Source organism: Hyphomicrobium sp. (genome assembly GCF_020852195.1).
In the GTDB taxonomy this organism is placed as follows: Bacteria; Pseudomonadota; Alphaproteobacteria; order Rhizobiales; family Hyphomicrobiaceae; genus Hyphomicrobium_C.
Window position 1 is genome coordinate 1 of the sequence record NZ_JADZBI010000174.1, and the last position, 20,378, is coordinate 20,378.

28 protein-coding genes and 1 pseudogene are annotated in these 20,378 nt (G+C 62.9%); 26 read left to right on the plus strand and 3 right to left on the minus strand.

Annotated features, from left to right (window positions below):
• From IT540_RS14840 to IT540_RS14860, 5 genes and pseudogenes are all read left to right on the plus strand, one after another.
• Window positions 1-452 (plus strand): annotated as a pseudogene (locus IT540_RS14840) (hypothetical protein); the annotation flags it as partial.
• 111 nt (window positions 453-563) lie between these two features.
• Complete coding sequence (locus IT540_RS14845; protein WP_291179474.1) at window positions 564-971, plus strand: cytochrome c; 408 nt, start codon at window positions 564-566, stop codon at window positions 969-971.
• Window positions 972-1,276: 305 nt separating this feature from the next.
• Window positions 1,277-2,617, plus strand: coding sequence for an amidohydrolase family protein (locus IT540_RS14850; RefSeq protein WP_291179477.1), 1,341 nt, complete (start codon window positions 1,277-1,279; stop codon window positions 2,615-2,617).
• Window positions 2,618-2,732: 115 nt separating this feature from the next.
• The gene (locus tag IT540_RS14855; RefSeq protein WP_291179480.1) at window positions 2,733-3,137 is read left to right on the plus strand and encodes a DUF6152 family protein; all 405 of its coding nucleotides are present in this window, start codon (window positions 2,733-2,735) and stop codon (window positions 3,135-3,137) included.
• A 15-nt stretch (window positions 3,138-3,152) separates the two neighbouring features.
• On the plus strand, window positions 3,153-3,623 hold the full coding sequence (locus tag IT540_RS14860; RefSeq protein ID WP_291179483.1) for a DUF6644 family protein: 471 nt from the start codon (window positions 3,153-3,155) through the stop codon (window positions 3,621-3,623).
• Window positions 3,624-3,672: 49 nt separating this feature from the next.
• On the opposite strand, the gene IT540_RS14865 is transcribed toward IT540_RS14860, so the two are convergent.
• Entirely contained in the window at window positions 3,673-4,812 is a 1,140-nt protein-coding gene (locus IT540_RS14865) for a LuxR C-terminal-related transcriptional regulator (protein ID WP_291179486.1), read from the minus strand.
• 182 nt (window positions 4,813-4,994) lie between these two features.
• Between IT540_RS14865 and IT540_RS14870 the strand changes: the two genes are divergently transcribed.
• Window positions 4,995-5,396, plus strand: coding sequence for a GFA family protein (locus IT540_RS14870; RefSeq protein WP_291179491.1), 402 nt, complete (start codon window positions 4,995-4,997; stop codon window positions 5,394-5,396).
• 22 nt (window positions 5,397-5,418) lie between these two features.
• On the opposite strand, the gene IT540_RS14875 is transcribed toward IT540_RS14870, so the two are convergent.
• Entirely contained in the window at window positions 5,419-5,853 is a 435-nt protein-coding gene (locus IT540_RS14875) for a hypothetical protein (protein WP_291179493.1), read from the minus strand.
• 452 nt (window positions 5,854-6,305) lie between these two features.
• On the opposite strand from IT540_RS14875, the gene IT540_RS14880 reads away from it, so the two are divergent.
• From IT540_RS14880 to IT540_RS14925, 10 genes are all read left to right on the plus strand, one after another.
• Window positions 6,306-6,653: a hypothetical protein gene (locus tag IT540_RS14880; RefSeq protein WP_291179497.1), complete on the plus strand. Its 348-nt coding sequence runs from the start codon at window positions 6,306-6,308 to the stop codon at window positions 6,651-6,653.
• Window positions 6,654-6,766: 113 nt separating this feature from the next.
• On the plus strand, window positions 6,767-6,961 hold the full coding sequence (locus IT540_RS14885) for a hypothetical protein (protein WP_291179500.1): 195 nt from the start codon (window positions 6,767-6,769) through the stop codon (window positions 6,959-6,961).
• 267 nt (window positions 6,962-7,228) lie between these two features.
• Complete coding sequence (locus tag IT540_RS14890) at window positions 7,229-7,636, plus strand: MarR family transcriptional regulator (protein WP_291179503.1); 408 nt, start codon at window positions 7,229-7,231, stop codon at window positions 7,634-7,636.
• Between the two features lie 71 nt (window positions 7,637-7,707).
• Complete coding sequence (locus tag IT540_RS14895) at window positions 7,708-8,904, plus strand: MFS transporter (RefSeq protein WP_291179506.1); 1,197 nt, start codon at window positions 7,708-7,710, stop codon at window positions 8,902-8,904.
• Window positions 8,901-9,035, plus strand: a complete 135-nt coding sequence (locus IT540_RS14900; RefSeq protein WP_291179509.1) for a hypothetical protein — start codon at window positions 8,901-8,903, stop codon at window positions 9,033-9,035. Before IT540_RS14895 ends, IT540_RS14900 begins: the two co-directional genes overlap by 4 nt.
• A 190-nt stretch (window positions 9,036-9,225) precedes the next feature.
• Entirely contained in the window at window positions 9,226-9,699 is a 474-nt protein-coding gene (locus tag IT540_RS14905) for a VOC family protein (RefSeq protein WP_291179512.1), read from the plus strand.
• Window positions 9,700-9,880: 181 nt separating this feature from the next.
• On the plus strand, window positions 9,881-10,531 hold the full coding sequence (gene mtnB, locus IT540_RS14910; protein WP_291179515.1) for a methylthioribulose 1-phosphate dehydratase: 651 nt from the start codon (window positions 9,881-9,883) through the stop codon (window positions 10,529-10,531).
• Window positions 10,528-11,076 (plus strand): acireductone dioxygenase, encoded by a 549-nt coding sequence (locus IT540_RS14915; RefSeq protein ID WP_291179517.1) that lies wholly within the window; start codon window positions 10,528-10,530, stop codon window positions 11,074-11,076. The genes mtnB and IT540_RS14915 overlap by 4 nt, the downstream gene beginning before the upstream one ends.
• Complete coding sequence (mtnC, locus tag IT540_RS14920) at window positions 11,076-11,807, plus strand: acireductone synthase (protein ID WP_291179519.1); 732 nt, start codon at window positions 11,076-11,078, stop codon at window positions 11,805-11,807. The genes IT540_RS14915 and mtnC overlap by 1 nt, the downstream gene beginning before the upstream one ends.
• 129 nt (window positions 11,808-11,936) lie before the next feature.
• On the plus strand, window positions 11,937-12,581 hold the full coding sequence (locus IT540_RS14925; protein ID WP_291179522.1) for a methyltransferase: 645 nt from the start codon (window positions 11,937-11,939) through the stop codon (window positions 12,579-12,581).
• Here the strand turns inward: IT540_RS14925 and IT540_RS20845 are convergent.
• Window positions 12,485-12,802, minus strand: coding sequence for an alkaline phosphatase D family protein (locus tag IT540_RS20845; protein ID WP_366030001.1), 318 nt, complete (start codon window positions 12,800-12,802; stop codon window positions 12,485-12,487). The genes IT540_RS14925 and IT540_RS20845 overlap by 97 nt on opposite strands.
• 89 nt (window positions 12,803-12,891) lie before the next feature.
• Between IT540_RS20845 and IT540_RS14930 the strand changes: the two genes are divergently transcribed.
• The 10 genes from IT540_RS14930 to IT540_RS14975 all read left to right on the plus strand — a co-directional run bounded on the left by IT540_RS14930 (window position 12,892) and on the right by IT540_RS14975 (window position 20,369).
• Window positions 12,892-14,355 carry a sigma-54 dependent transcriptional regulator gene (locus tag IT540_RS14930; RefSeq protein ID WP_291179525.1) on the plus strand — a complete coding sequence of 488 codons (1,464 nt, stop codon included), beginning with the start codon at window positions 12,892-12,894 and terminating at the stop codon, window positions 14,353-14,355.
• The gene (locus tag IT540_RS14935) at window positions 14,342-14,587 is read left to right on the plus strand and encodes a hypothetical protein (protein ID WP_291179528.1); all 246 of its coding nucleotides are present in this window, start codon (window positions 14,342-14,344) and stop codon (window positions 14,585-14,587) included. Before IT540_RS14930 ends, IT540_RS14935 begins: the two co-directional genes overlap by 14 nt.
• A 220-nt stretch (window positions 14,588-14,807) precedes the next feature.
• Window positions 14,808-15,770, plus strand: a complete 963-nt coding sequence (locus tag IT540_RS14940; RefSeq protein ID WP_291179531.1) for a hydrogenase — start codon at window positions 14,808-14,810, stop codon at window positions 15,768-15,770.
• A gap of 51 nt (window positions 15,771-15,821) precedes the next feature.
• Window positions 15,822-17,420, plus strand: coding sequence for a nickel-dependent hydrogenase large subunit (locus IT540_RS14945; protein WP_291179533.1), 1,599 nt, complete (start codon window positions 15,822-15,824; stop codon window positions 17,418-17,420).
• 92 nt (window positions 17,421-17,512) lie between these two features.
• A complete protein-coding gene (locus IT540_RS14950) occupies window positions 17,513-17,830 on the plus strand; it encodes a hypothetical protein (protein ID WP_291179537.1) in 318 nt (105 codons plus the stop codon).
• A 27-nt stretch (window positions 17,831-17,857) separates the two neighbouring features.
• A complete protein-coding gene (locus IT540_RS14955; RefSeq protein WP_291179539.1) occupies window positions 17,858-18,187 on the plus strand; it encodes a hypothetical protein in 330 nt (109 codons plus the stop codon).
• Window positions 18,188-18,219: 32 nt separating this feature from the next.
• Window positions 18,220-18,717, plus strand: a complete 498-nt coding sequence (locus tag IT540_RS14960) for a hydrogenase maturation protease (RefSeq protein ID WP_291179542.1) — start codon at window positions 18,220-18,222, stop codon at window positions 18,715-18,717.
• Window positions 18,714-19,025, plus strand: coding sequence for a hypothetical protein (locus IT540_RS14965; RefSeq protein ID WP_291179545.1), 312 nt, complete (start codon window positions 18,714-18,716; stop codon window positions 19,023-19,025). The genes IT540_RS14960 and IT540_RS14965 overlap by 4 nt, the downstream gene beginning before the upstream one ends.
• Window positions 19,026-19,134: 109 nt before the next feature.
• Window positions 19,135-20,163, plus strand: a complete 1,029-nt coding sequence (locus tag IT540_RS14970; protein WP_291179547.1) for a hypothetical protein — start codon at window positions 19,135-19,137, stop codon at window positions 20,161-20,163.
• Entirely contained in the window at window positions 20,160-20,369 is a 210-nt protein-coding gene (locus IT540_RS14975) for a hypothetical protein (RefSeq protein ID WP_291179550.1), read from the plus strand. Before IT540_RS14970 ends, IT540_RS14975 begins: the two co-directional genes overlap by 4 nt.
• The last annotated feature ends 9 nt before the right edge of the window (window positions 20,370-20,378 follow it).

The window sequence follows — 20,378 nt, forward strand, 5'->3', positions numbered from 1 at the left end:
CGGACGGCCTGCCGCTGTTCAAGCCGCCGTTCTCGACCATCACGGCCATCGACATGAACACCGGCGAGCACAAGTGGCGTGTTCCCGCCGGAAAGGGCCCTATCAACCACCCCGCCGTCAAGGCGGCCGGGCTTGATGCCGTGGGTGCGACGCACCAGAGCTTCATCGTGATCACGGACGACATCGTGTTTACGGCTCCCAACGGTGCCTATGACGTGCTCGGCCTGAACACGCGCGGCAATGCGCTGATCGCGCAGAACAAGGAGAAGCAGGACGAGTCGGCGCTTTACGCGTACGACGCCAAGACCGGCAATCTCCTTGGCGAGATCGAGCTGCCGCTCGGCGTCTTCGGGGCCCTGATGTCCTACACCGTCGACGGCAAGCAGTTCGTCATCGCCCCTGTGGGCGGCGCCGGCACGCCCTCGGAGCTTGTCGCGGTCCAGGTGAACTAGCTACAACTAAGACGCGTTTGGCCCGCCCCGCTCGATGGGGCGGGCCAAACGTCCCCTACAGGCGGTCTCCGATCGCCGATACCGCGTGCATGCAAACGGATCGACGGTGATATGAATCAGCACGACACGCAACGTTCACGAGTGGCCGTCATGGCATTGGCGGTGGTCGCTGCCACGTTTCTAGCTCTTCCGGACCTTGCGAAAGCCGGCGGAGTTCCGCGCAGCGATGAAGCGGAAGCCCCGCCGACGAAGATTGCAGGAACGCCGCCGTTCGATCTCTCGGACCCGAAGAAGATCAAATCCGGCGAGAGCACCTTCAATTCCACGTGCGCCGCGTACTGCCACGGCCAGAACCCGACCCTGTTCGTGGATCGCACGGGACTGACGGAGGAGTACGTCTACAACACCATCCGCGACGGCGGAAAAGGCGCCACCCCGATGCCGCCCTGGGGCGACGTGTTCTCCCACGAGGAGATCTGGGAGCTCGTCGCCTATCTGAAGTCGCTCGGGAAATGGTAGTGCGGGGATGATGCGCGTTGCCACCGCGGGAGCGCGCATTCGACACCGCGCAGCGATCTAACTTGAGTTGAGCGGAACCCCGTCCGCGACACGTTCTGTGACGTTATCCAATCCGAATCCTCTCCCCGAGGACAACTGCGGAGCGGCTCGCAAATTCCCTTCCTCCAACGCGAGCCGCTCCCTCTTTTCTTAACGGATGTTGAGCCTCCGCACGCTGCCGGTCTCGCTCGATGATGGCGTCTGGGCATACGGGTGCGTAAGATGCCGCGTCATTTCCGTTGAGGACATGTCCTGCGAGGTGGAGGATGAGACTGCTCGCTTCTGCACTCATGGTTCTTGCCGGCGCGCCTGCGGCCGCTGAGACCGTGGCACTCACCGGCATCCGCCTGATCGACGGGCGCGGCGGGGCGCCTGTCGAGGATGCGACGATCGTCATATCCGATGGCCGTATCGTCGGCGCGGGGCGTAACGTGGCGGTGCCCGACGGGGCGCGCCGCATTGCGCACGCGGGGCGGACTGTCATCCCGGGCCTCATCACCGCTCACAGCCACGTCGGCCAGGTCGGCGGCGTCGAGATGGGTGCCAAGAACTATACCCGCGAGATCATCACCGCCGAGCTCGCGCAGTTCGGACGCTACGGCGTCACCACCGTGGTTGCGCTCGGCAACAATGGGCCGTTGTTTCAGGGCGTGCGCGCCGATGCCCACGCCGGGAAGTTGGACGGCGCCGATCTCTTTGGCGTCTCGCAAGGCATCGGCGTTCCGAACGGCGCGCCGCCCCAGGCGATGATGAAGGTCGGCCCCGACCAGCTCTTCCGCCCCGCGACGGCCGAGGAGGCGCGCCAGGCCGTGGACAGGATGGCCGCGGCGAAAACCGATCTCGTCAAGATATGGCTCGACAACTTCGGCGGGCTGCTTCCTGTGAAGATGGCGCCGGAGGTCTATCGGGCGGTCATCGACCAATCCCATCGCCATGGACTGCGGGTCGCAGCGCACGTCCACGACCTCGTCGATGCCGAGGCGATCATCGATGCAGGGGCCGACATCATCGCCCACGGCATCCGCGACAAGCCCGTCCCACCGGAGCTGATCGCCAAGATGAAGGAGAAGGGCGTCTGGTATGTCGCGACGCTCGCACTCGACGACGCGACGTTTGCGTGGGCCGATCAGGCACCGTGGACGCTGACGCCGTTCACCCAGGCAGCCCTCTCGCCCGCCGTGGTCGAGCGGACCGATGATGCAGCGTGGAGGGAAAAGGTGCTTGCCGAGCCCCGCACGGCAGCGGCGCGCCGGTCTCTGGCGATGAACCTGCGCAATCTCAAGACGCTTCACGATGCCGGAGTGAGGATCGGGTTCGGCACGGACAGCGGCGCGACGCCCCTGCGCGTCGCCGGCGTGGCCGAGCATCGGGAGCTGGCGCTCATGGTCGAGGCCGGGCTCACGCCCGCTGACGCGCTGATCGTCGCCACGGCCAATACCGCGAAGCTTCTGGAGCTCTCCGATCGCGGAACACTGGAAGCCGGCAAGCGCGCCGATCTGCTCGTTCTCGAGGGCGATCCTTTGGCTGACATTGCGGCCAGCCAGCGCATCGTCGAAGTGTGGACGGCCGGACGGCAAACGGCCGGCCCGTCGGAGGCTGCGCGCTGACCGACGGCGCCGGCGGCTTTTGCATTGAGCGCGGCGATCCTAAGTAGGAGGTTCAGGCGGAGGCGAACGATGAGCTTGGATCGCCTCGCGGGCAATGGGCACAAGGAGGCAAGCAATGAAGAACACGAGCAAGCGGAAGGGTTTTTATGGCCTCGCCGGCCTCCTGGTCGCCGCGGTCGCGCTCCTGTCGACGGCGCCGGCCGTCGCGCATCATGGATGGTCCTGGGCCGTCGACGAGCAAACCGAGCTTACAGGTACGATCCAGGAGATCTCGATGGCGCCCCCGCATCCGACGCTTCGCGTCGCGGATCTCGACGGCACGGTGTGGCAGGTGGACCTCGGCAATCCCGGACAGACCGCCCGTTCCGGGTTCACGGGTGAATCTGCGAAGCCTGGCGATGCCGTCACCGTGCTCGGCAACAGGCACCGCGACGAGACAAAGAAGCACATGAAAGCCGTGCGCATTACGATCGGCGGCATCAACTACGATATGTATCCCGATCGCATTCGCGCCAAGTAGGCTCCGTTGTCGGCTATGCAGGTGCTCGATTGGCTGGCCGCCTGGCCGGGAGCCGTCTGGCTTCAGGGATCTGGCACCGCGTATTTGTTTGTGAACGCGGCCCATATCCTGGGCATCGGTCTGCTGCTCGGCGCCATTCTGCCACTCGACCTGCGCCTAGTCGGAGTGCTGAGATCGTTCCCCATTGCGGTGGTTGGGCCGTTTCTTCTGCGCGTCGCTTCGACGGGCTTGGCGCTCGCGCTGTTGACTGGACTTTGGCTGTTCACAGTCCAGCCAAAGGACTATGTCACGAACGCGGCCTTTCTCAGCAAGCTCGTTCTGCTCGCGTTGGCTCTCGCCAACATCGGCCTGCAGCACTATGGCCGGCACTTCCGTGCAGCCCTTGACGGACAAGCCATCCATCTGAGCGTTCGCATTCTCGCGGCCGTGTCCGCGATCCTCTGGCTCTCGGTTCTTGTGGCCGGCCGTTGGATAGGATTTATCTAGCGGTACCGGCTCCGCACCTCGCTTGATCCATTGCGGTCCACGTGTTTTCTCACGCGGCAGGAGAAAGCACGCTCATGGCAAGACGCACCAGCTCTGCCTGACGCCGGGTTCCGGTCTTCTCGAAAAGGCGCGCTAGGTGAGTCTTGGCTGTCGGAAGTGAAATGCCGAGGGACGCTGCGGTCTCGGCGAGTGTCATGCCCTGGGTGACCAACATCATGACGCGGGCCTCGGCAGGCGTGATGCCGTAGCGGCGAACGAAAAGCTCGGCTGGAAACGGAGACGTGTCGCCGAGTGCGCGCACGAACACCGCGACGCGTGCCTCGAAGCTGCCGCCGAGATCGCGTCGGAGTCCGCTGTCGAGCGGCAGCACCCAGGCTGCGAGATCGGATCCGCGGGCATCGCCTATCGGGATCACGAAGCCGCCGCTGGGAATATCAACGGTCGTCCCGCTCGCGGCCGATTGGATGGCGCGCGCGAGGTCCCGTGCCGCCTCGGGCGCGCGCGCGGAGAGCATGTCGCCATCCCGCCGCAAAGCCGTTGCCGCCTCGAGGTGATGCTGTGCAGCTGCGTTGGCGTGCGCGATGCGCCCCGTGCCATCCGTCAGGATGATGCCCGCACGCATATGATCGAGCGTCGCCGAGAGCGTGTCGCTTTCCAGTGCGCGTACTTCGAGAAGATCGGCGATCATCGCCGCGCGCCTGACGTGCGGCACGAGCAGGCGCAGGACGTCCACGTCGGCGGCGGAGAACCCCCCGAGGTGTTCCTCCCGCAGGATCGCGAGGGAGCCGAACCGCTCCTTGGACTTGGCCAGAAAGGCGAGTGCGGAGTCGCCGTAGCCATAGGCGGACTGAACGGTCTTGTACCAGTCGCCGTGCTGGTATTCCGGGCCGCCAAAGGCGTAAGCCGTAAACGGCTCGTCGACGCCGTAGTACCAGGCAGACGGTAGTATCGGGTTGGCTGAAAAGTTTTCCCGCAAGGCGTCTTCGTGGTCCGGATTGACGTTCCACTGTGCCTTGAGCCTGAACGCGCCCTTGTCGAGAGGGTTTACCGTGACCACCGCGCAGCACCCGTTGACCGTAGCGGCAAGGCGCTCGAGAGCCCCCGTCCATTTTGCAGGCTCGATGGCACTGTCGTAGATCTCCCCGACGAGATCGAGGAGCGCGCTTGGAAAACTCAAATCACTAGCCATGCGAACCCTTGCGAGATCAAGTGAATTGCGTTGCGATTTCAGCAGACGGTCATGGTCTCGGAACAATCGCATGAGATCATGCCAAAAGACGCGCAAAAAACCGAGATAGGATTGTCAGTATACCGAGGCGGCAGCGCGGCCCCTTGCCAGCCCCGAACTCGCAAACCAGCGGAAACTGCTCGATGCTCGAAGGCACATGTCACTGTGGAGCGCTCACCTGGACCTTCGATGGCGAGCCGGAATCCGCCACCGCCTGCAGCTGCACGCTGTGCCGCCGCTATGGAGCCCTGTGGGCCTACGACTACGAGAACGAGAGGATCAAGCTGTCGGGCCAGAGCACCGTTTACACCCGAAAAGAGAAAGCCAAGCCAGCGCTCGAGATCCACTTCTGCCCGACCTGCGGCAGCGTTGCCTGCTGGCGTGGCCTGGGACTGACCGACGACGGCCGGCGCCGCATTGCCGTAAACCTGCGGCTGGCCGAGCCTCATGCCGTGGCCCACATCGTGATCGACCACTTCGATGGTCTCGACACCTTCGACGATCTTCCGCGCGACGGCAAATGTATCGCCGACATGTGGTTTTGAGCGCTTCCGACGCGGCCGCTGGCTATTTCAATGTAATCGCCAGTCCGCTCAGGTCCGCGTTTGCCATCAGGCCGACCTGCCGGCCTGTCAGCTCGAGCACGGCGCCCTTCTGGTTGGTCAGCACGATTGCGCGGGTGCCGGTTCCCACCGCGAGCCCCGCACCCGCCGCGCCGTACACGCCGGCGACGTCCGAAGGCCGGTAGATGTTGCGCACTCTCCCGCGTAGCACGGTCTTTGAGCCACCGAAGACGAGACCGTAGTCCAGTCCGCCGGTCGATAGCGCATAGCGCCTGCCGCGGAAGTGGAGGGTCCCGCTGCCGCCGGAGCCGCCGATGAACCACCCTGCCTTGTAAATCGTAAGCGTCACGCTCCCGCTGTCGGCATGGCTGGCGGCGGACAACCCGACCGACGCAACAAGAGCCGTCAGCGCAGCACAGATGAGCGACGAGATTTTCATGAGGCGTCCCTCCTCGAAAGGTTTAGAGCTGGCGCGGTGACACGGACCGAATCGAACCATGCAGCCCGATTGGGGAAGCAAGATGGTCACGGCGCGTACGCCGGCACCCCTAAGTAAATCAGTAGGCAGTGTCCGCCCCATGCATCGCGATTGGCGGATTGTGCGTTGTCGGAGAGCAACGCCTGCTGGTGATTGTTGTGTCTTTAGCTCCTTGTCGTCCGTTTGAATGATGCGGGATTTTGCAGTTTCGGTTTCGATCGCCCCCAGCACGCGTCCGAGTGTCTAGAGGTAAGAAAAAGTTCGATCTTTCAGCCCCCAACGCCTCGCTGGTTTCTGCCGAAGCCAGCGCGATTTCAGAACGCGATGGCGGGCGAGGTTCTAAGGAGTCCACGTCAGGCGCCGGACGTTGCGAGGGGGTTGGCCGCAGTCGTTGAATGAGTTTGGGAGGTGCAATGGGTATCACGGGGGTGCGGGTTGTGACGTGCGCAGATGTGTCCCGCCGTGACTTTCAGGTGGGCTTGCGCAGTTGCCTCACAGTGGGCCTGTCGCTCGCCTGCGACCAGGTGTTCGAGGATGGCGCGGCTGCGGTAGCGAGGATTGATGAGTTGATGAAGACGCACGGCGCTGATGGCACGCTCGAGATTATCGGCAAGTCTCCGGAGAGCATCGGTGCGTTAAGACCGAACCCCCGCTGCTCGGCGCTGCCGCGCATGGGGGTGGCCGAGATGCGGCTGATGGTGTTCCAAATGCAGTTGTTCCGCGTGATCCAAGACGGCGTGGTGCGCAACACGCCTAGCTGATGCTGGTAGCGGCCAAGCCGCAGGTGACTGCGATGCCGGTGGGAAATCGGCCGCGTCTCGTTTTTTGGGGTCCAGCTTTATTGAGCAGCCGTCCGTAGGTGATGGAGGCACGCGTGCCGATCTACAGGATGGAAGTCTTCGGGGCCCCTGATGACCGGCTTCGGGAGCGCCGCAATATCCAGGCATCGGACGACGCGGAAGCGATCCGGATCGCCACCGATATCTACGACACGCTTGCCGCTCGTGCGGCCCTAAGCGGGTACGTCCTGTATGACGGCGAGCGCGTCGTACATGAGGGGAAGAAGTAAAGGGCCTGGGCCAGCATATCGCCAACGCCCGGCTTGCTTACGACGAGCACGTGCCGTCCTCCTCAGCAACGACGCGTCCCAACACAAGAAGCATGCACTCGATCGATCCGCCGGGAACGGCAGCGCAGCCGTCCATGGCGCACCGGCAGCCAGGGCCGGATCTGCTCGACCGCGTCATCGACGGTTTCGATCACCCGCCAGTGCGCAGAGTTGATCGAGGCAAGAATAGGGTATATACCCACATTATCATGTCTGGAGATTGCTGCGATGTTGGAAGTGGAGTGCTATTGCACGCTGGTGCGCCGGTCGGCCCGCGCCCTGACGGAGTTCTACGACATCGCGCTGGCTCCCTCCGGCTTGAGAGTGACGCAATATTCTCTGCTTCGTGCCATCGAACGCCTGGAGAAGCCGTCCTTGACCCTGTTGGCCGAGTCCACCGGACTTGATCGTTCCACACTCGGCCGCAACCTGCGTGTCCTCGAAAAGGCTGGGTTCGTTGTGATTCGTCCCGGTATTGACGAGCGGACCCGCATCGTGGAACTGAAACCCCAGGCGCGACATGCCCTTAAGGTTGCGCGCCCTCTATGGACGAAAGCGCAGACCAAGGTGGCAGCAGCCGTCCCGGCACAAGCCAGGCAGTATCTTCGGACCCTCACCAAAGCCGTCGAGAACTGAGCCCCTGTGAAAGGGCTGCGGAGCAGCCTTTATCCCGTTTAGCGGGTATATGCCCGCAAGGAGGTTGCAGCATGAGTTTGTCGTCCAGGGCAAAGGCCATTCTGATCTGCGGCGCGATGATCATCTCCGTGTCGCTCGGGGTTCGTCATGCCTTCGGCCTTTTCCTTCAACCGATCATTCTTGAACAGGATTGGGGCAGAGAGGTCTTCGCCTTCGCTATCGCGCTGCAGAACCTCGTCTGGGGCATTGCTCAACCCTTTGCAGGGCTCGCGGCAGATCGCCGGGGCGCGGGGCCGGTTATCCTCGTGGGTGGAGTGCTGTTTACATTAGGCGTGAGTCTGATGTCGGTGGCGGAATCCGTTCCGATGTTCGTGATCGCGGCAGGCATCCTAGTTGGTCTGGGGCTGTCGGGGACAACTATGCCGGTGGTCTTCGGAGCGATCAGCCGCTCCATGCCGCCCGAGAAGCGCAGCATGGCCTTCGGGATCGCCATGTCGGTCGGGTCGTTCGGCCAGTTTGTCCTGCTTCCCGGAACTCTTGCACTGATCGACGGCGTCGGCTGGGCGAACGCGCTCTTGCTGCTTTCGGCGCTCTCCGCCGTGATCCTGCCGCTTTCCTTCGCCCTGCATGAAGACCGCAAGGGCCAAGTCGCTAGTTCGGGCCTCCAGGCGGGAGATGCCGCCAGACTGGCACTCGGGGACAGAGGCTTTCAGCTACTGTCCTTCGGGTTCTTCGTATGCGGATTTCATGTTGCCTTCATTGCGACCCATGTTCCTGCCTACCTGCTTGACGTTGGCCTGAGTGCGGCCGTCGGCTCGACCGTCCTCGCCTTGATCGGCCTTTTCAACATTTTTGGCTCGCTCGCCGCGGGTTGGCTGGGCGGGAGATTCCCCAAGCCCCAGGTCCTGTCGTTCCTTTATCTCGGGCGTGCTATGGCGATCGCGGCCTTTGTCCTGCTGCCCACATCACCGGCTTCCGCATATGCGTTTGCGATGTTCATGGGTCTCTTCTGGCTCTCCACGGTTCCGCTGACGAACGGTGTCGTCGCGTCAATGTTCGGGGTCACGAACATGTCGATGCTGGGAGGAATCGTCTTTCTCGCCCATCAGATCGGATCATTTCTGGGAAGCTGGCTTGGCGGTGCGGTATATGACAGGTTCGGAAACTACGACGTCGTTTGGGGCTTTGCCATCGGACTGAGCCTCCTTGCGGCGCTGGTGAACTGGCCAATCAAAGAACGACCGGTCGAATGGCAGGTGGCGGCATGAACGGGGAGGCTCGCTGGGTCGCGGTCGTTGTGGCCTTCGCCTTGGCGTCCGGTCTGCTGATCGCCGCATGGAACGGGTATCGCGCCGCGGCATGGCTCCTCCTGATCGACGCACTGCCCCTGTGCGGCTGAAACGGCAATCGGTCAGACCAAGTCGCGCATGCCATCGCAAACGCGTGACGAGCGCCTGGTACGCGCACCAGGAATCGAACGAACACCGAAAAAATGATGGGGCATGTCGGATAGGCTTCGGCTGCTACGTCCTTGTTGCACGGGATCCCTCTTGATCCAGCCGATCGGCACCTGAGTGAAAGGACAAGCAATGGCCAAGAACACGATCTGCCTTTGGTACGACAAGGACGCCGAGGCTGCTGCCCGCTTCTATGCCGAGACCTTTCCCGACAGTGCGGTCGGCGCCGTCCATCGTGCACCCGGTGACTACCCGTCCGGCAAGGAGGGCGACGTGCTGACGGTGGAGTTCTCGGTCGCCAGGATCCCATGTCTCGGCCTCAACGGCGGGCCGGCTTTCAAGCACAACGAAGCCTTCTCGTTCCAGATCGCCACCGACGATCAGGAAGAGACCGACCGTTACTGGAACGCCATTGTCGGCAATGGCGGCCAGGAGAGCGCGTGCGGCTGGTGCAAGGACAAGTGGGGCATCTCCTGGCAGATCACGCCACGCGTGCTGACCGAGGCGCTGGCCGTGGGCGGCGATGAGGCAAAGCGCGCGTTTGCTGCGATGATGACCATGCGCAAGATCGACGTCGCTGCAATAAAGGCGGCGCGGCGGGGCTAGCCTCTCCGCATCGCCGCACCAATGCAGCGATAACGCCTGCCGTCTTTCGGCGAGCTTAACGCATGGATGTCTGCTTTCTTGTGCAAGGCTGTGTGGGTAGCCACGCGATTTCCTCTAACTGATGCGGCCAGCGCCCCCGACCTTCATCGAACTATCACAAACGCAGTGAACCATTGTCGTCATGACAGTGGCATTGGCTATCAAGAAGACCGATCCCGTTGAGGCTGCCGTGGACGCGGTGATCGCGGCGGGGCGTGCAGCGTCCTGCCGTCATTGGGTGCCGGCCACATCGGGAAATTTTTCCGTCAGAGTTGACGGATCGCGAATCGCGATCACGCGGAGCGGTGTCGACAAAGGCGCACTCACGCGCGCCGACGTCCTTATTCAGGAGCTCGACGGTCCGCTGCTTGCCGGCTCATCGGCTGAGGCAGCCCTGCACGTGCGCCGCTATCAGTATGATCCTGATATCCACGCCGTCTTTCATACGCACGGTCCTGCCTCAACGGTCATCGGACAAGCCCATGCTGCCAGAAGATCGGTGCGGATCCGCGGCTGGGAGCTCCAGAAGGCGCTGGCGGGAGTGACGACGCACGAAGCGACGGTGGACGTTCCCGTGTTCGCCAACGACCAGCATGTCGCGGCCCTTTCGGAACGAGTGGCGCGGCGATTGGCGCGACCCGCGCCCAAGGGATGCCACCGCGCGCCAGGCTATCTCCTTGCCGGTCACGGGCTCTATGCCTGGGGCCGAAGCGCAGACGAAGCCGCCCGGCACCTCGAAGCTCTCGAAGTCCTTTTCAGTCAGATGCTCGCACTCAGGAGTTACCAGCCATGACCCAGCTCATTGTCTATTCCGCGAAAGCCCCCAGCACTATCCTGCTCGACACGACCGACTTCGACGTGATCGCTCGCGAGATCGCGCCGACGGGCGCAAGCATCGAGCGATGGAAAGCGGCAACGCCTCTTTCGGCAGAGGCGACCTCCGAAGAGATTCTTGAGGCCTACAAGCCGCAGCTCGACCGCTTGAAGTCCGAGCGAGGCTATATCAACGCCGACGTCATTCACGTCCGCCCCGGCAATCCGAATTGGCCCGCGCTGCGCCAGAAGTTTCTGAGCGAGCATACGCATGACGAGGACGAGGTGCGCTTCTTCGTCGAGGGAAGCGGCGCGTTCTACCTTCACGTTGGCGAAAAGGTCTACCAGGTGGTGGGCACGGCCGACGATCTGCTGTCCGTCCCGCAGGGCACCAAGCACTGGTTCGACGGCGGCAATGAAGGCAACTTCACCGTGATCCGTCTCTTCAACGATCCGAAGGGTTGGGTTGCCCACTATACCGGAGACAGCATCGCGGACGGCGTCCCCAACTACGAAGCCGCGTAATGGCGCTGGCCGCATCGAAACGCAGGCATGCCAAACCGCGGCCGCTGAGCCTCGAAGGCGAAGCCGTGTTGCTCGACATCGAGGGGACGCTGGGCTCGATCAGTTTCGTTCGCGATGTGCTGTTCGCCTATTCGCGGGAGCGCCTTTCTGCGTTTGTCGAGACCCATCGGGAGGATCCCGTCGTCGGGGATATCCTTGCGCAGGCATCAAGCCTCGCAGGTGGAGGCGACGCCGTCGCTGCGCTGCAACGGTGGCAGGACAGAGACGAGAAGGTCCCGCCGCTGAAAAAGCTGCAGGGGCTCATCTGGGAGGACGGTTACAGCACCGGCGCGTTTCAGAGTCCGATCTTCCCGGACGCCCTCGCTGCGTTGAAGCGCTGGAACTCAGCCGGGTTGCCTCTCTACATCTATTCGTCGGGATCAACGCAAGCCCAGCTCCTGTTCTTTGCTCACAGCACCGCAGGCGATCTTCGTGCTCTGTTCTCCGGCCACTTCGATACCGACGTCGGCGCAAAGACAGAGGCTGCTTCCTATGCGCTCATCGCCGCGCAGATCGGCGTGACGCCGGGCCGTATCATCTTCTTCTCCGACAATGCGAAGGAGCTCGAGGCGGCCCAAAGCGCGGGCCTGCAGGTCCTGCACGTGGTCAAGGAAGATACCCGGCCGGTGCCAGGCTTGCGGAGGATGGAAAATTTCGATCGGGTCGAGATCCGCCGGCAGTCGAGCGCCTGATCGGCGCAATATCGCCTCTTGGCCCGGCTTGACCACAAGCTCCAATGTGCTTCCGGAACGAGCTGACCGTGGCTCGCGTTTAGACCGGTTGAGACGGGGCGTTTCATCTTGCATCCTTGGCACGCCACCATGAGCTATCTATCCCAATTCGTCTTCGTGACAGGTCTTGCATCGTCGCTGATCCTGGTCGTGTTGCTCGGCGTCTCCAGGTTCCAAGGGACGGTGACCATCTGGCCCTGCCCGGACCACAGGTCCTGGCAAGCCCTCACGTTCTGGTCGCTGTTCCGGCTTGCCAACGTCAGCACCATCATCACGCTTGCCGTCTCGTGCGCTCCGGGGCTCTTTCAATCCATTCCGCGCCTCATCGCCCTTGCCATCGGAGCTGCATGCTTCATCTGCTACGTTCTGGCGTGCCTCGAGCTCGGACATAAAAACCTCTACGGCGGCACAGGCGGGCTCAAGACGCAGGGCATCTATCGCCTCAGCCGAAATCCACAGTACGCAACCGCGATACCCGGCTACCTCGCGCTTGCGATCGCGGCGTATTCTGCGTCGGCGCTGACCCTGTCTGCGCTTCTGAGCGTGGCGTTCTGGCTGATGGCCACGCTGGAGGAGAAATGGCTGGACACCGCATATGGTAGCGCGTACGCGCGCTATCGCGGCAGCGTGCCGAGGTTCTACAACGTCGGTCGGTTTCGGGCCGCAGCGCGCCGCACACTGAGCGTCGCCAAGCGCAACGGGATAAGGGCGGTCGCTCTATCCGGCCGAGAATGACAGGCCACGACTGAGCAGGTTCCGACGGCGTCCGAGCTGACCGCCACGTCTTGCGACCATTCGTTCGCATAGTCGTTCTCGACCTCGTGGTCATGCCAGGTCACCAGACACGGGGCAGCCGCGTACAGCGTCTGCAGGTCGGGATCGGTGCGATAGAGGGCGTGGCAGTCGCGATAGCCGATGAGATCTGTCGCGGTCGGACCGTCGGCGTAGCTCCAGATCCCTTCTTGAGCCTCAAAAGAGTACGCCCGTGACTACCAAAGGCACGGCGGATCTGCTAAAGGATTATGCAAATTGGAAACTAGGTTGCATGGAGCGCATCAACACCGTTCTGGTGATCGCACGCCTTGATGCGTCGTGGTCAGCGCTTGTCGGCCTGCTGTCGGAACGGCAGGGATACCGTGCGCTCGCGGCAACGAGCGAGCAGGACGCCCTGCAACTTGCGCACGACGTTCATATTGATCTTGTCATAGCGGAGGAGAGCAATCCGGACTTCGACGGATGTGCCTTGCTGGCGGGTCTGCGGCTGTCCCATCCGGACGTGATACGTGTCCTCGTTCTTTCCAAGAACTCGAAGCTCACCGCCCGCGCGCTGCGAGATGCCTCGGTCTATCAGTATCTTCGCAAGCCGCTTGATCCCGAGCAGGCGGCCCTGTTGGTCGCGCGCGGGCTTGAGACGCGGGAGCTTGCCAGGCGCCACCGTCTCATATCGCGCGAGTTCAAGATGACGGACGAGGGATCGACTTTCTCGGTCCCGCCCGATCTGCGCTTCCTGCAGCAGAGCCAGCGTTTCGAGAAGCTCGTCTATGTCAGCGAGAAGATGGCAACGCTCTGCGATCTCGCAAAGACCGCGGCGAAGACCGATCTGCCCGTTCTCATCCAGGGCGAGACCGGGACTGGCAAGGAGCTCCTGGCGCGCGCCATTCACTACAATTCGTCCCGCAAGACGAGCCCGCTTCTGGTGCAGAACTGTGGCGGCATGAATGACGAGCTTCTGCAGTCGGAGCTTTTCGGCCACCGGCGCGGCGCGTTCACGGGCGCCGTTTCGGATCGGCTGGGCCTGTTCCGTGCCGCGGACGGCGGGACGGTGTTTCTCGACGAGATCTCGGATGTCTCGCCGTCCTTCCAGGTCAGCTTGCTGCGGTTCCTGCAGGAAGGGGAGGTCAAGCCGCTCGGGGCGGACCAGACCACGCAATCGAACGTCCGCGTCATCGCGGCCTCCAACCGCCCGCTGGCGCAGCTCGTCACGCGTGGGGAGTTCCGGCGCGATCTCTACTATCGGCTCAAGGGATTCGAGTTTGAGGTGCCGCCGCTGCGCGAACGCACGGAGGATATCGCCGCCCTTGCCGAATTCTTCGCGGCCAAACACAGCGAGGCAACCGGCCGCAAGATCCTCGGATTGTCGGCCAGCCTTGTCGAGAAGCTATCCCACTACGATTTTCCGGGTAATATCCGCGAGCTCGAGAACGAGATCCGCCGCCTTGTCGTGCTGACCGGCGATGGAGAGTATCTGACGACGCGCCATCTTTCGCCGGCCGTCCAGGCGGCCATGAAGCGCCAGCCGGTCGAGCGCGGCAACGGCTTTATGCCGACGGGCGGAACACTGAAGGATCAAGTCGAGAGCCTCGAGCGCCACTTGGTCGAGAAAACACTGGCCAGGCACAGATGGAACCAGAGCAAGGCCGCCGATGAGCTCGGCCTTTCGCGCGTCGGGCTTGCAAACAAGATCCGCCGCTATGGCCTCAATCAGGAGGAGCCTCGTGACCGGCGATGACAATCACGACGAGCCCGAGCGGGACGCGTCCGTCGTTGCCTTCCCGTTTTCCCGCGTGAGGCCGTCGCAAAGCGCTGCCATGCAGCCGGGCGAGGTCTTCGGCGCATTTGCGAAGACGTTCGGCATGCCGCGTGAGCAGACGACGGGCCATTGGTGCAGCCGCTGCCAGATGATCTGGTATGGATATCTGCTCGAGGTGACGTGCCCGGTGTGCGGCAATCGGCACGGATGAAACCTGAAATTATGCGTATGCAATAAACTGCAAACACGCTTGCCACAGCAAAGATACTTTGCAGGTTTCGGTAAAAACAGTACGTTTATCGTCAATAAATACACGGCCCATAGAATATTGAATTAGCAGCCTCTTTTCGTTTTCTCGCGAACTGGCGCGCGACTTGCTTTCGTTAACGAAACGAAAGCGCTCACAAGCTTTGCGGGTAGGGAGAAAACGAATGGCCAATCTTTTGTGGCTCCAGGGCGGAGCATGCTCGGGCAATACGATGTCGTTCCTCAATGCGGAGGAGCCGAGCGCCTGCGACCTCGTCACGGACTTCGGGATCAACGTGCTCTGGCACCCGTCGCTCGGCATGGAGCTGGGCGAGAATTTGCAGCACATGCTGCGGGGCTTGGTCAGCGGCGAAATCCCACTCGACATCTTCGTTTTCGAGGGCACGGTCGTGAACGCCCCGAACGGCACCGGCGAGTGGAACCGCTTTGCCGGCCGGCCGATGAAGGACTGGGTACGCGACCTCGCTGCCGTGGCCGGGTTCACCGTCGCCGTCGGCGATTGCGCCACCTGGGGCGGCATTCCGGCGACGGCGCCTAACCCGTCCGAAAGCGTCGGCCTTCAATTCCTGAAGCGCGGACACGGCGGTTTCCTCGGCAAGGACTACCAGTCCAAGGCAGGACTCCCCGTGATCAACATTCCGGGCTGCCCCGCGCATCCCGATTGGATCACCCAGATCGTTGTGGCCGTCGCCACGGGCTGCGGAGGCGACCTCTCGCTCGATGATTTCGGTCGGCCGAAGACGTTCTTCACGAGCTTCACGCAGACCGGCTGCACCCGGAACATGCACTTCGCCTACAAGGTCTCGGCGACCGAGTACGGTCAACGCAAGGGCTGCCTGTTCTACGACCTTGGTTGCCGCGGACCCATGACGCACTCGCCGTGCAACCGCATCCTCTGGAACCGCCAGTCGTCGAAGACGCGGGCCGGCATGCCCTGCATGGGCTGCACCGAGCCCGAGTTCCCCTTCTACGACCTTGCGCCCGGCACCGTCTTCAAGACGCAAACCGTCATGGGTGTGCCGAAGGACATGCCCACGGGCGTGGACAAGACGGGCTACGTCAAGCTCACCGCGGCTGCGAAGGCGGCATCTCCGAGATGGGCCGAGGAAGACATCTTCGTCGTCTGATCGTCTGGCCCACCAAAACAAGCTCAGGTCTCTTAGGGAGAGAAACCTCCAATGTCAGCAGCAGTGCAAACACTCGATATTTCGCCCGTCGGACGCGTCGAGGGCGATCTCGACGTTCGCGTCGACATCCAGGACGGCGTCGTCGTCAACGCATGGACCAATGCGGAGCTGTTCCGCGGCTTCGAGATCATCCTGCGCAACAAGGATCCGCAGGCCGGCCTCGTGGTCACGCCGCGCGCCTGCGGCATCTGCGGCGCCTCGCATCTGACATGCGCAGCCTGGGCGCTCGATACGGCATGGAAGACCGAGGTCCCGCGCAACGCGATCCTGGCTCGCAACCTGGGGCAGATCGTGGAGTCGATCCAGAGCCTGCCGCGCCACCACTACGGCCTGTTCATGATCGATTACACGAACAAGAACTATTCCAAGTCCCCGTTCTACGAGGAGGCCGTCAAGCGGTGGGCGCCTTTCACCGGCAAGAACTATGAGGTCGGCGTCACCATCTCCGGCCGTCCCGTCGAGATCTATGCCCTGCTCGGCGGGCAGTGGCCCCATTCGAGCTACATGGTGCCTGGCGGCGTCATGTGCGCCCCGACGCTCACCGACGTGACGCGCGCCTGGTCGATCCTCGAGCACTTCCGCCGCAACTGGTTCGAGCCCATGTGGCTCGGCTGCTCGCTCGAGCGCTACGAGCAGATCCGTTCCTACAACGACTTCCTGGCCTGGCTGGACGAGCGGCCGGAGCACGCCAACTCCGATCTCGGCATGTTCTGGCGCATGTCGAAGGATATCGGCCTCGATAAGTACGGGCGTGGGCACCATAAGTATGTCTCCTGGGGCTACCTGCCGCACGAGGACCGGTACAACAAGCCGACCATCGAGAGCCGCAACGCATCCGTCATCATGAAAAGCGGCGTGTTCGACGGTGCCGCAGGCACGCACAAGCTGATGGATCAATCCTTCACGCGCGAGGACCTGAAGCACGCCTGGTATGACGAACCGCAGGCGCTCCATCCGTTCGACCGCACGACCAAGCCAATCCAGAAGAACGCCGTCGACCACGACGGAAAGTACTCATGGGCATCGGCCGTGCTGCATTCCCAGGACGGGCGCCTCGAGGCCGGGCCGCTGTCCCGCCAGTTGATCGCCGGCGGCAAGCACGGAGAGAGCTGGCAGCACTACGACCCGCTCGTGCTCGACATGTACAACAACATGGGCGGTGCGAGCGTCATGCTTCGCCACTTCGCGCGTATGCACGAGGGCGTGAAGCTCTATCGCGAGGCCGAGCGCATCCTGCGCGAGTTCCGGCTCAAGGACTCCTGGTACATCAAGCCGACCGAGAAGGACGGTCGCGGCTGGGGCGCCACCGAGGCCATCCGCGGCGCGCTTTGCCATTGGATCGAGGTCGAGGGCGGCAAGATCAAGAACTACCAGATCATCGCCCCGACCACATGGAATGTCGGCCCGCGGACATCAGACGGCGCACGCGGCCCGATCGAGGAGGCGTTGATCGGTACACCGATCTCGGATCCTCATGATCCGGTCGAGGTCGGCCACGTCTGCCGCTCTTACGATTCCTGCCTCGTGTGCACGGTCCATGCTTACGACGCCAAGTCCGGCAAGGAGCTTGCACATTTCCGGACAGCCTGATGACAGGCTACCCTTCGCTGCGCCGCCCGGTTGCGAGCGAGTCGGATCGGGGGGCGCGAGACATCGGGTCGCGCCGGAAAGAAAGCAGTGACATGAGCGGCAAGGGCAAGGACGAGGCGCTCCTGCAAAGGATTGCCGACATGATGGCGGCCGGGCTCGAGACGCAGACCGAGCCCTTCCCGGAAACCGAGAAGGAGTTCGGCGAAATCCTTACCGAGTTGCGGCAACTATCTCCTGACGATCTCAGGTCCAAGCTCGTCATCAGCGGCTTCGTCGATCATCCCTACGGACCGGAGCAGCAGCGCTGCTTCGAGTGCATGTACTATCTCGTGCATCGCAAGTGGTGCGACCTGCCGGAGCTTTCCGTGCCGGTGGAGCCCGACTGGTGGTGCCGTCTCTGGAGGATCTGAGTCGCGCGCAAGCTGTCGAGGTGCCTCATGGCCGAAGACGCTCAACTGCAGAACGATGTGCAAGAACGTCAGGAGATCGCCGCTCTTCTCGCCTCGGGGCTCGAGACGGAGGTGTTTCCGCGGGCCGATACCCATGAGGGCGTGCAGGAGATCATCGCGCGACTGAGGCGCGCCGATGGCGACCTCAAGTCCAAGCTCGTCATTGCCGGGTTCACCGACTATCCGGTCGAGCACGGCGGCATCGAGCAGCCGTGCGAGACCTGCATGTACTATCTCGTCCACCGCAGGTACTGCGAGCTTCCGGAACTCGACTGTCCGGTAGAGCCTCAGTGGTCATGCCGGTTGTGGCGCATCTAGCGAGGCAGGCTCATGTCCGGGGCTCGGGTTCAATGATCGCTGTCATCGGGTGTGGAAACGCCAACAGAACGGACGACGCAGCGGGGCTTGAGGTCATCAGGCTCCTCAAGGGATCGGAAGCGCTCCGTCGGCGCCCCGATGTTCAGTTGCTCGATGCCGGGACCGACGGGATGGCCGTCATGTTCGCGGCCCGTGGATGCACGACGCTGATCGTGGTCGATAGCTGTCGGACCGAGGCGGAGGCTGGCGCCATTTTCGAGGTGCCCGGAAGCGAAGTGGAGACGAAACACACGCCCTCCCTCAACTTGCACGATTTTCGCTGGGATCACGCACTCTACGCAGGCCGGCAGATCTACCGCGACGCGTTTCCCAAGGACGTGACGGCTTTTCTCATCGAGGCGCACTCCCTCGAGCTCGGTTGCGAACTTACTGCGGACGTTGCCCGCTCCGTTGCCGTCGTTGCGCAGCGGATCGAGGCTCGCATCATGGCGCGCACGGAGAGCAGACCTTGTCCGGAGACCCGATCATGACCGACGGCTGCGTTCTCGTCGTGCGGCGCGGGGCGCTGCATCTTACGCGTCAAGTCTATGAGCGCTTCTTCGATCGTTTGGACAACGTCGTGCTGCTGCGCGACGGCAGCAATCTCGTGATCCTTCCCGTGCGCCATCAAGCGGCGGGCGGCTATGTGATCAAGCTCCGCTCGGGCTCTGGCGACCGCGCCGTCGTTGCCGCGGACTTCTTCCGAGACAACGGCGTGGATGACGACATCCAGCTCACCCTTTCGGCGGCGTGGGACGAGCAGCGGGCCGCTCTGATCGCAGTGGGCGCATTCGACTGATAACTAAGTTTACATTATGCAATTTTCATAGACAATTTTGATGTAATGCGCTTACTCTATTGCCAATGAACTTTACCGCTCGAAGAAGCGGATCACGGGAGGGTGTGGCGTGGCAATCGGAGTCGAGGAGCAGGTCAACGCCGCTCTCGCTGCTGCCGAAGCAGAGACGGCAAGCCCCGCCGACCGCGCCGAGATGCTGATGGAGATTGCCATCGGCCTGCAGGTGAAGCCCAGGTCTCCCCAAGAGCTGATCGTTGCCGTCGAGCTATACGAGCGCGCGCTCACACTCTGTCCGCCCGAGCAGCCGCTGCTTGCCGCACGCATCCGCGCACGCAAGGCCACGGCCTTGCAGGCATTGCCTGAGGCGGGCACGGATTCGCTCGACAAGGCGCGTGAGGCGCTTGACGAGGCACTTCCCGTCATTCGCACGGACGGCGCGCCCGAGGAGCTGGCCGAGATCGAGATGAACCTCGGCCTCGTGTTGCAAAGCCTTGCCGGCGCCGGGAAGGCGCGCATCACCGACGCCATCTCCGCCTATCAGCGCGCGCTCCGTACCTTTGATCGCGCTCGGTTCCCTAAGGAATACGCGATCCTTCAGAACAATCTCGCAACGGCTTTTCTATCCATCCCCTTTGCCGATGAACGCGCGAAAATGCGCGAGGCCCTCGCCGTTCAGGCCTTCGAAGAGGGGCTTAAGGTCGTCAACCTGATCGACCATCCTGCCGAGTACGCGATGTTGCAGAACAACCTCGGTAACGCGCTTCAGTATGCGTCGTCGAGCCACGCCGTCGAAAACAACGTGCGCGCGCTCGAAGCCTACGACGAGGCGCTGAAGGTGCGTACGCGCGAGGCCATGCCCGTCGCCTATGCAAATACCATCGCCAACAAGGCGAACTGCGTCTGGAATCTTCCTGACGATCCCGAGAATCAGGACGCCGGCAACCGGCAGAACCTCGCAATAGCTGCAAGGCTTTATGCGGAGGCACGCGAGATCTTCAATGCCGCGGGAGAGCAGGAGAAGGCCCGCATTATGGCCGAGGCTATCGACCAGATCAGCCGCGAGAGCCTGTCGGTCGCGCATACGAATCGCACCGGATCAGCGAACGGACACCGCAGAGAAGGAGACCAGGTGCAATGATGGAAGGGGCTCTCTTGGATTCAACGGCGCTCGCGCTCGTCGCCGGCATTGTCGCCGCGTTGCTGGGCGGAACTGTGGGCGGCATCGTGACAGGCGGCAAGGCGTTGGGGACGGAGCTCGCGGCGTTCATGGGTGCCTTCTACGGCGTCGTCGCAGGCACTGTCGGTGTCGTGCTCGGTCTCCTCGCAACCGCGTACATCGGCTAGGGAGACGAA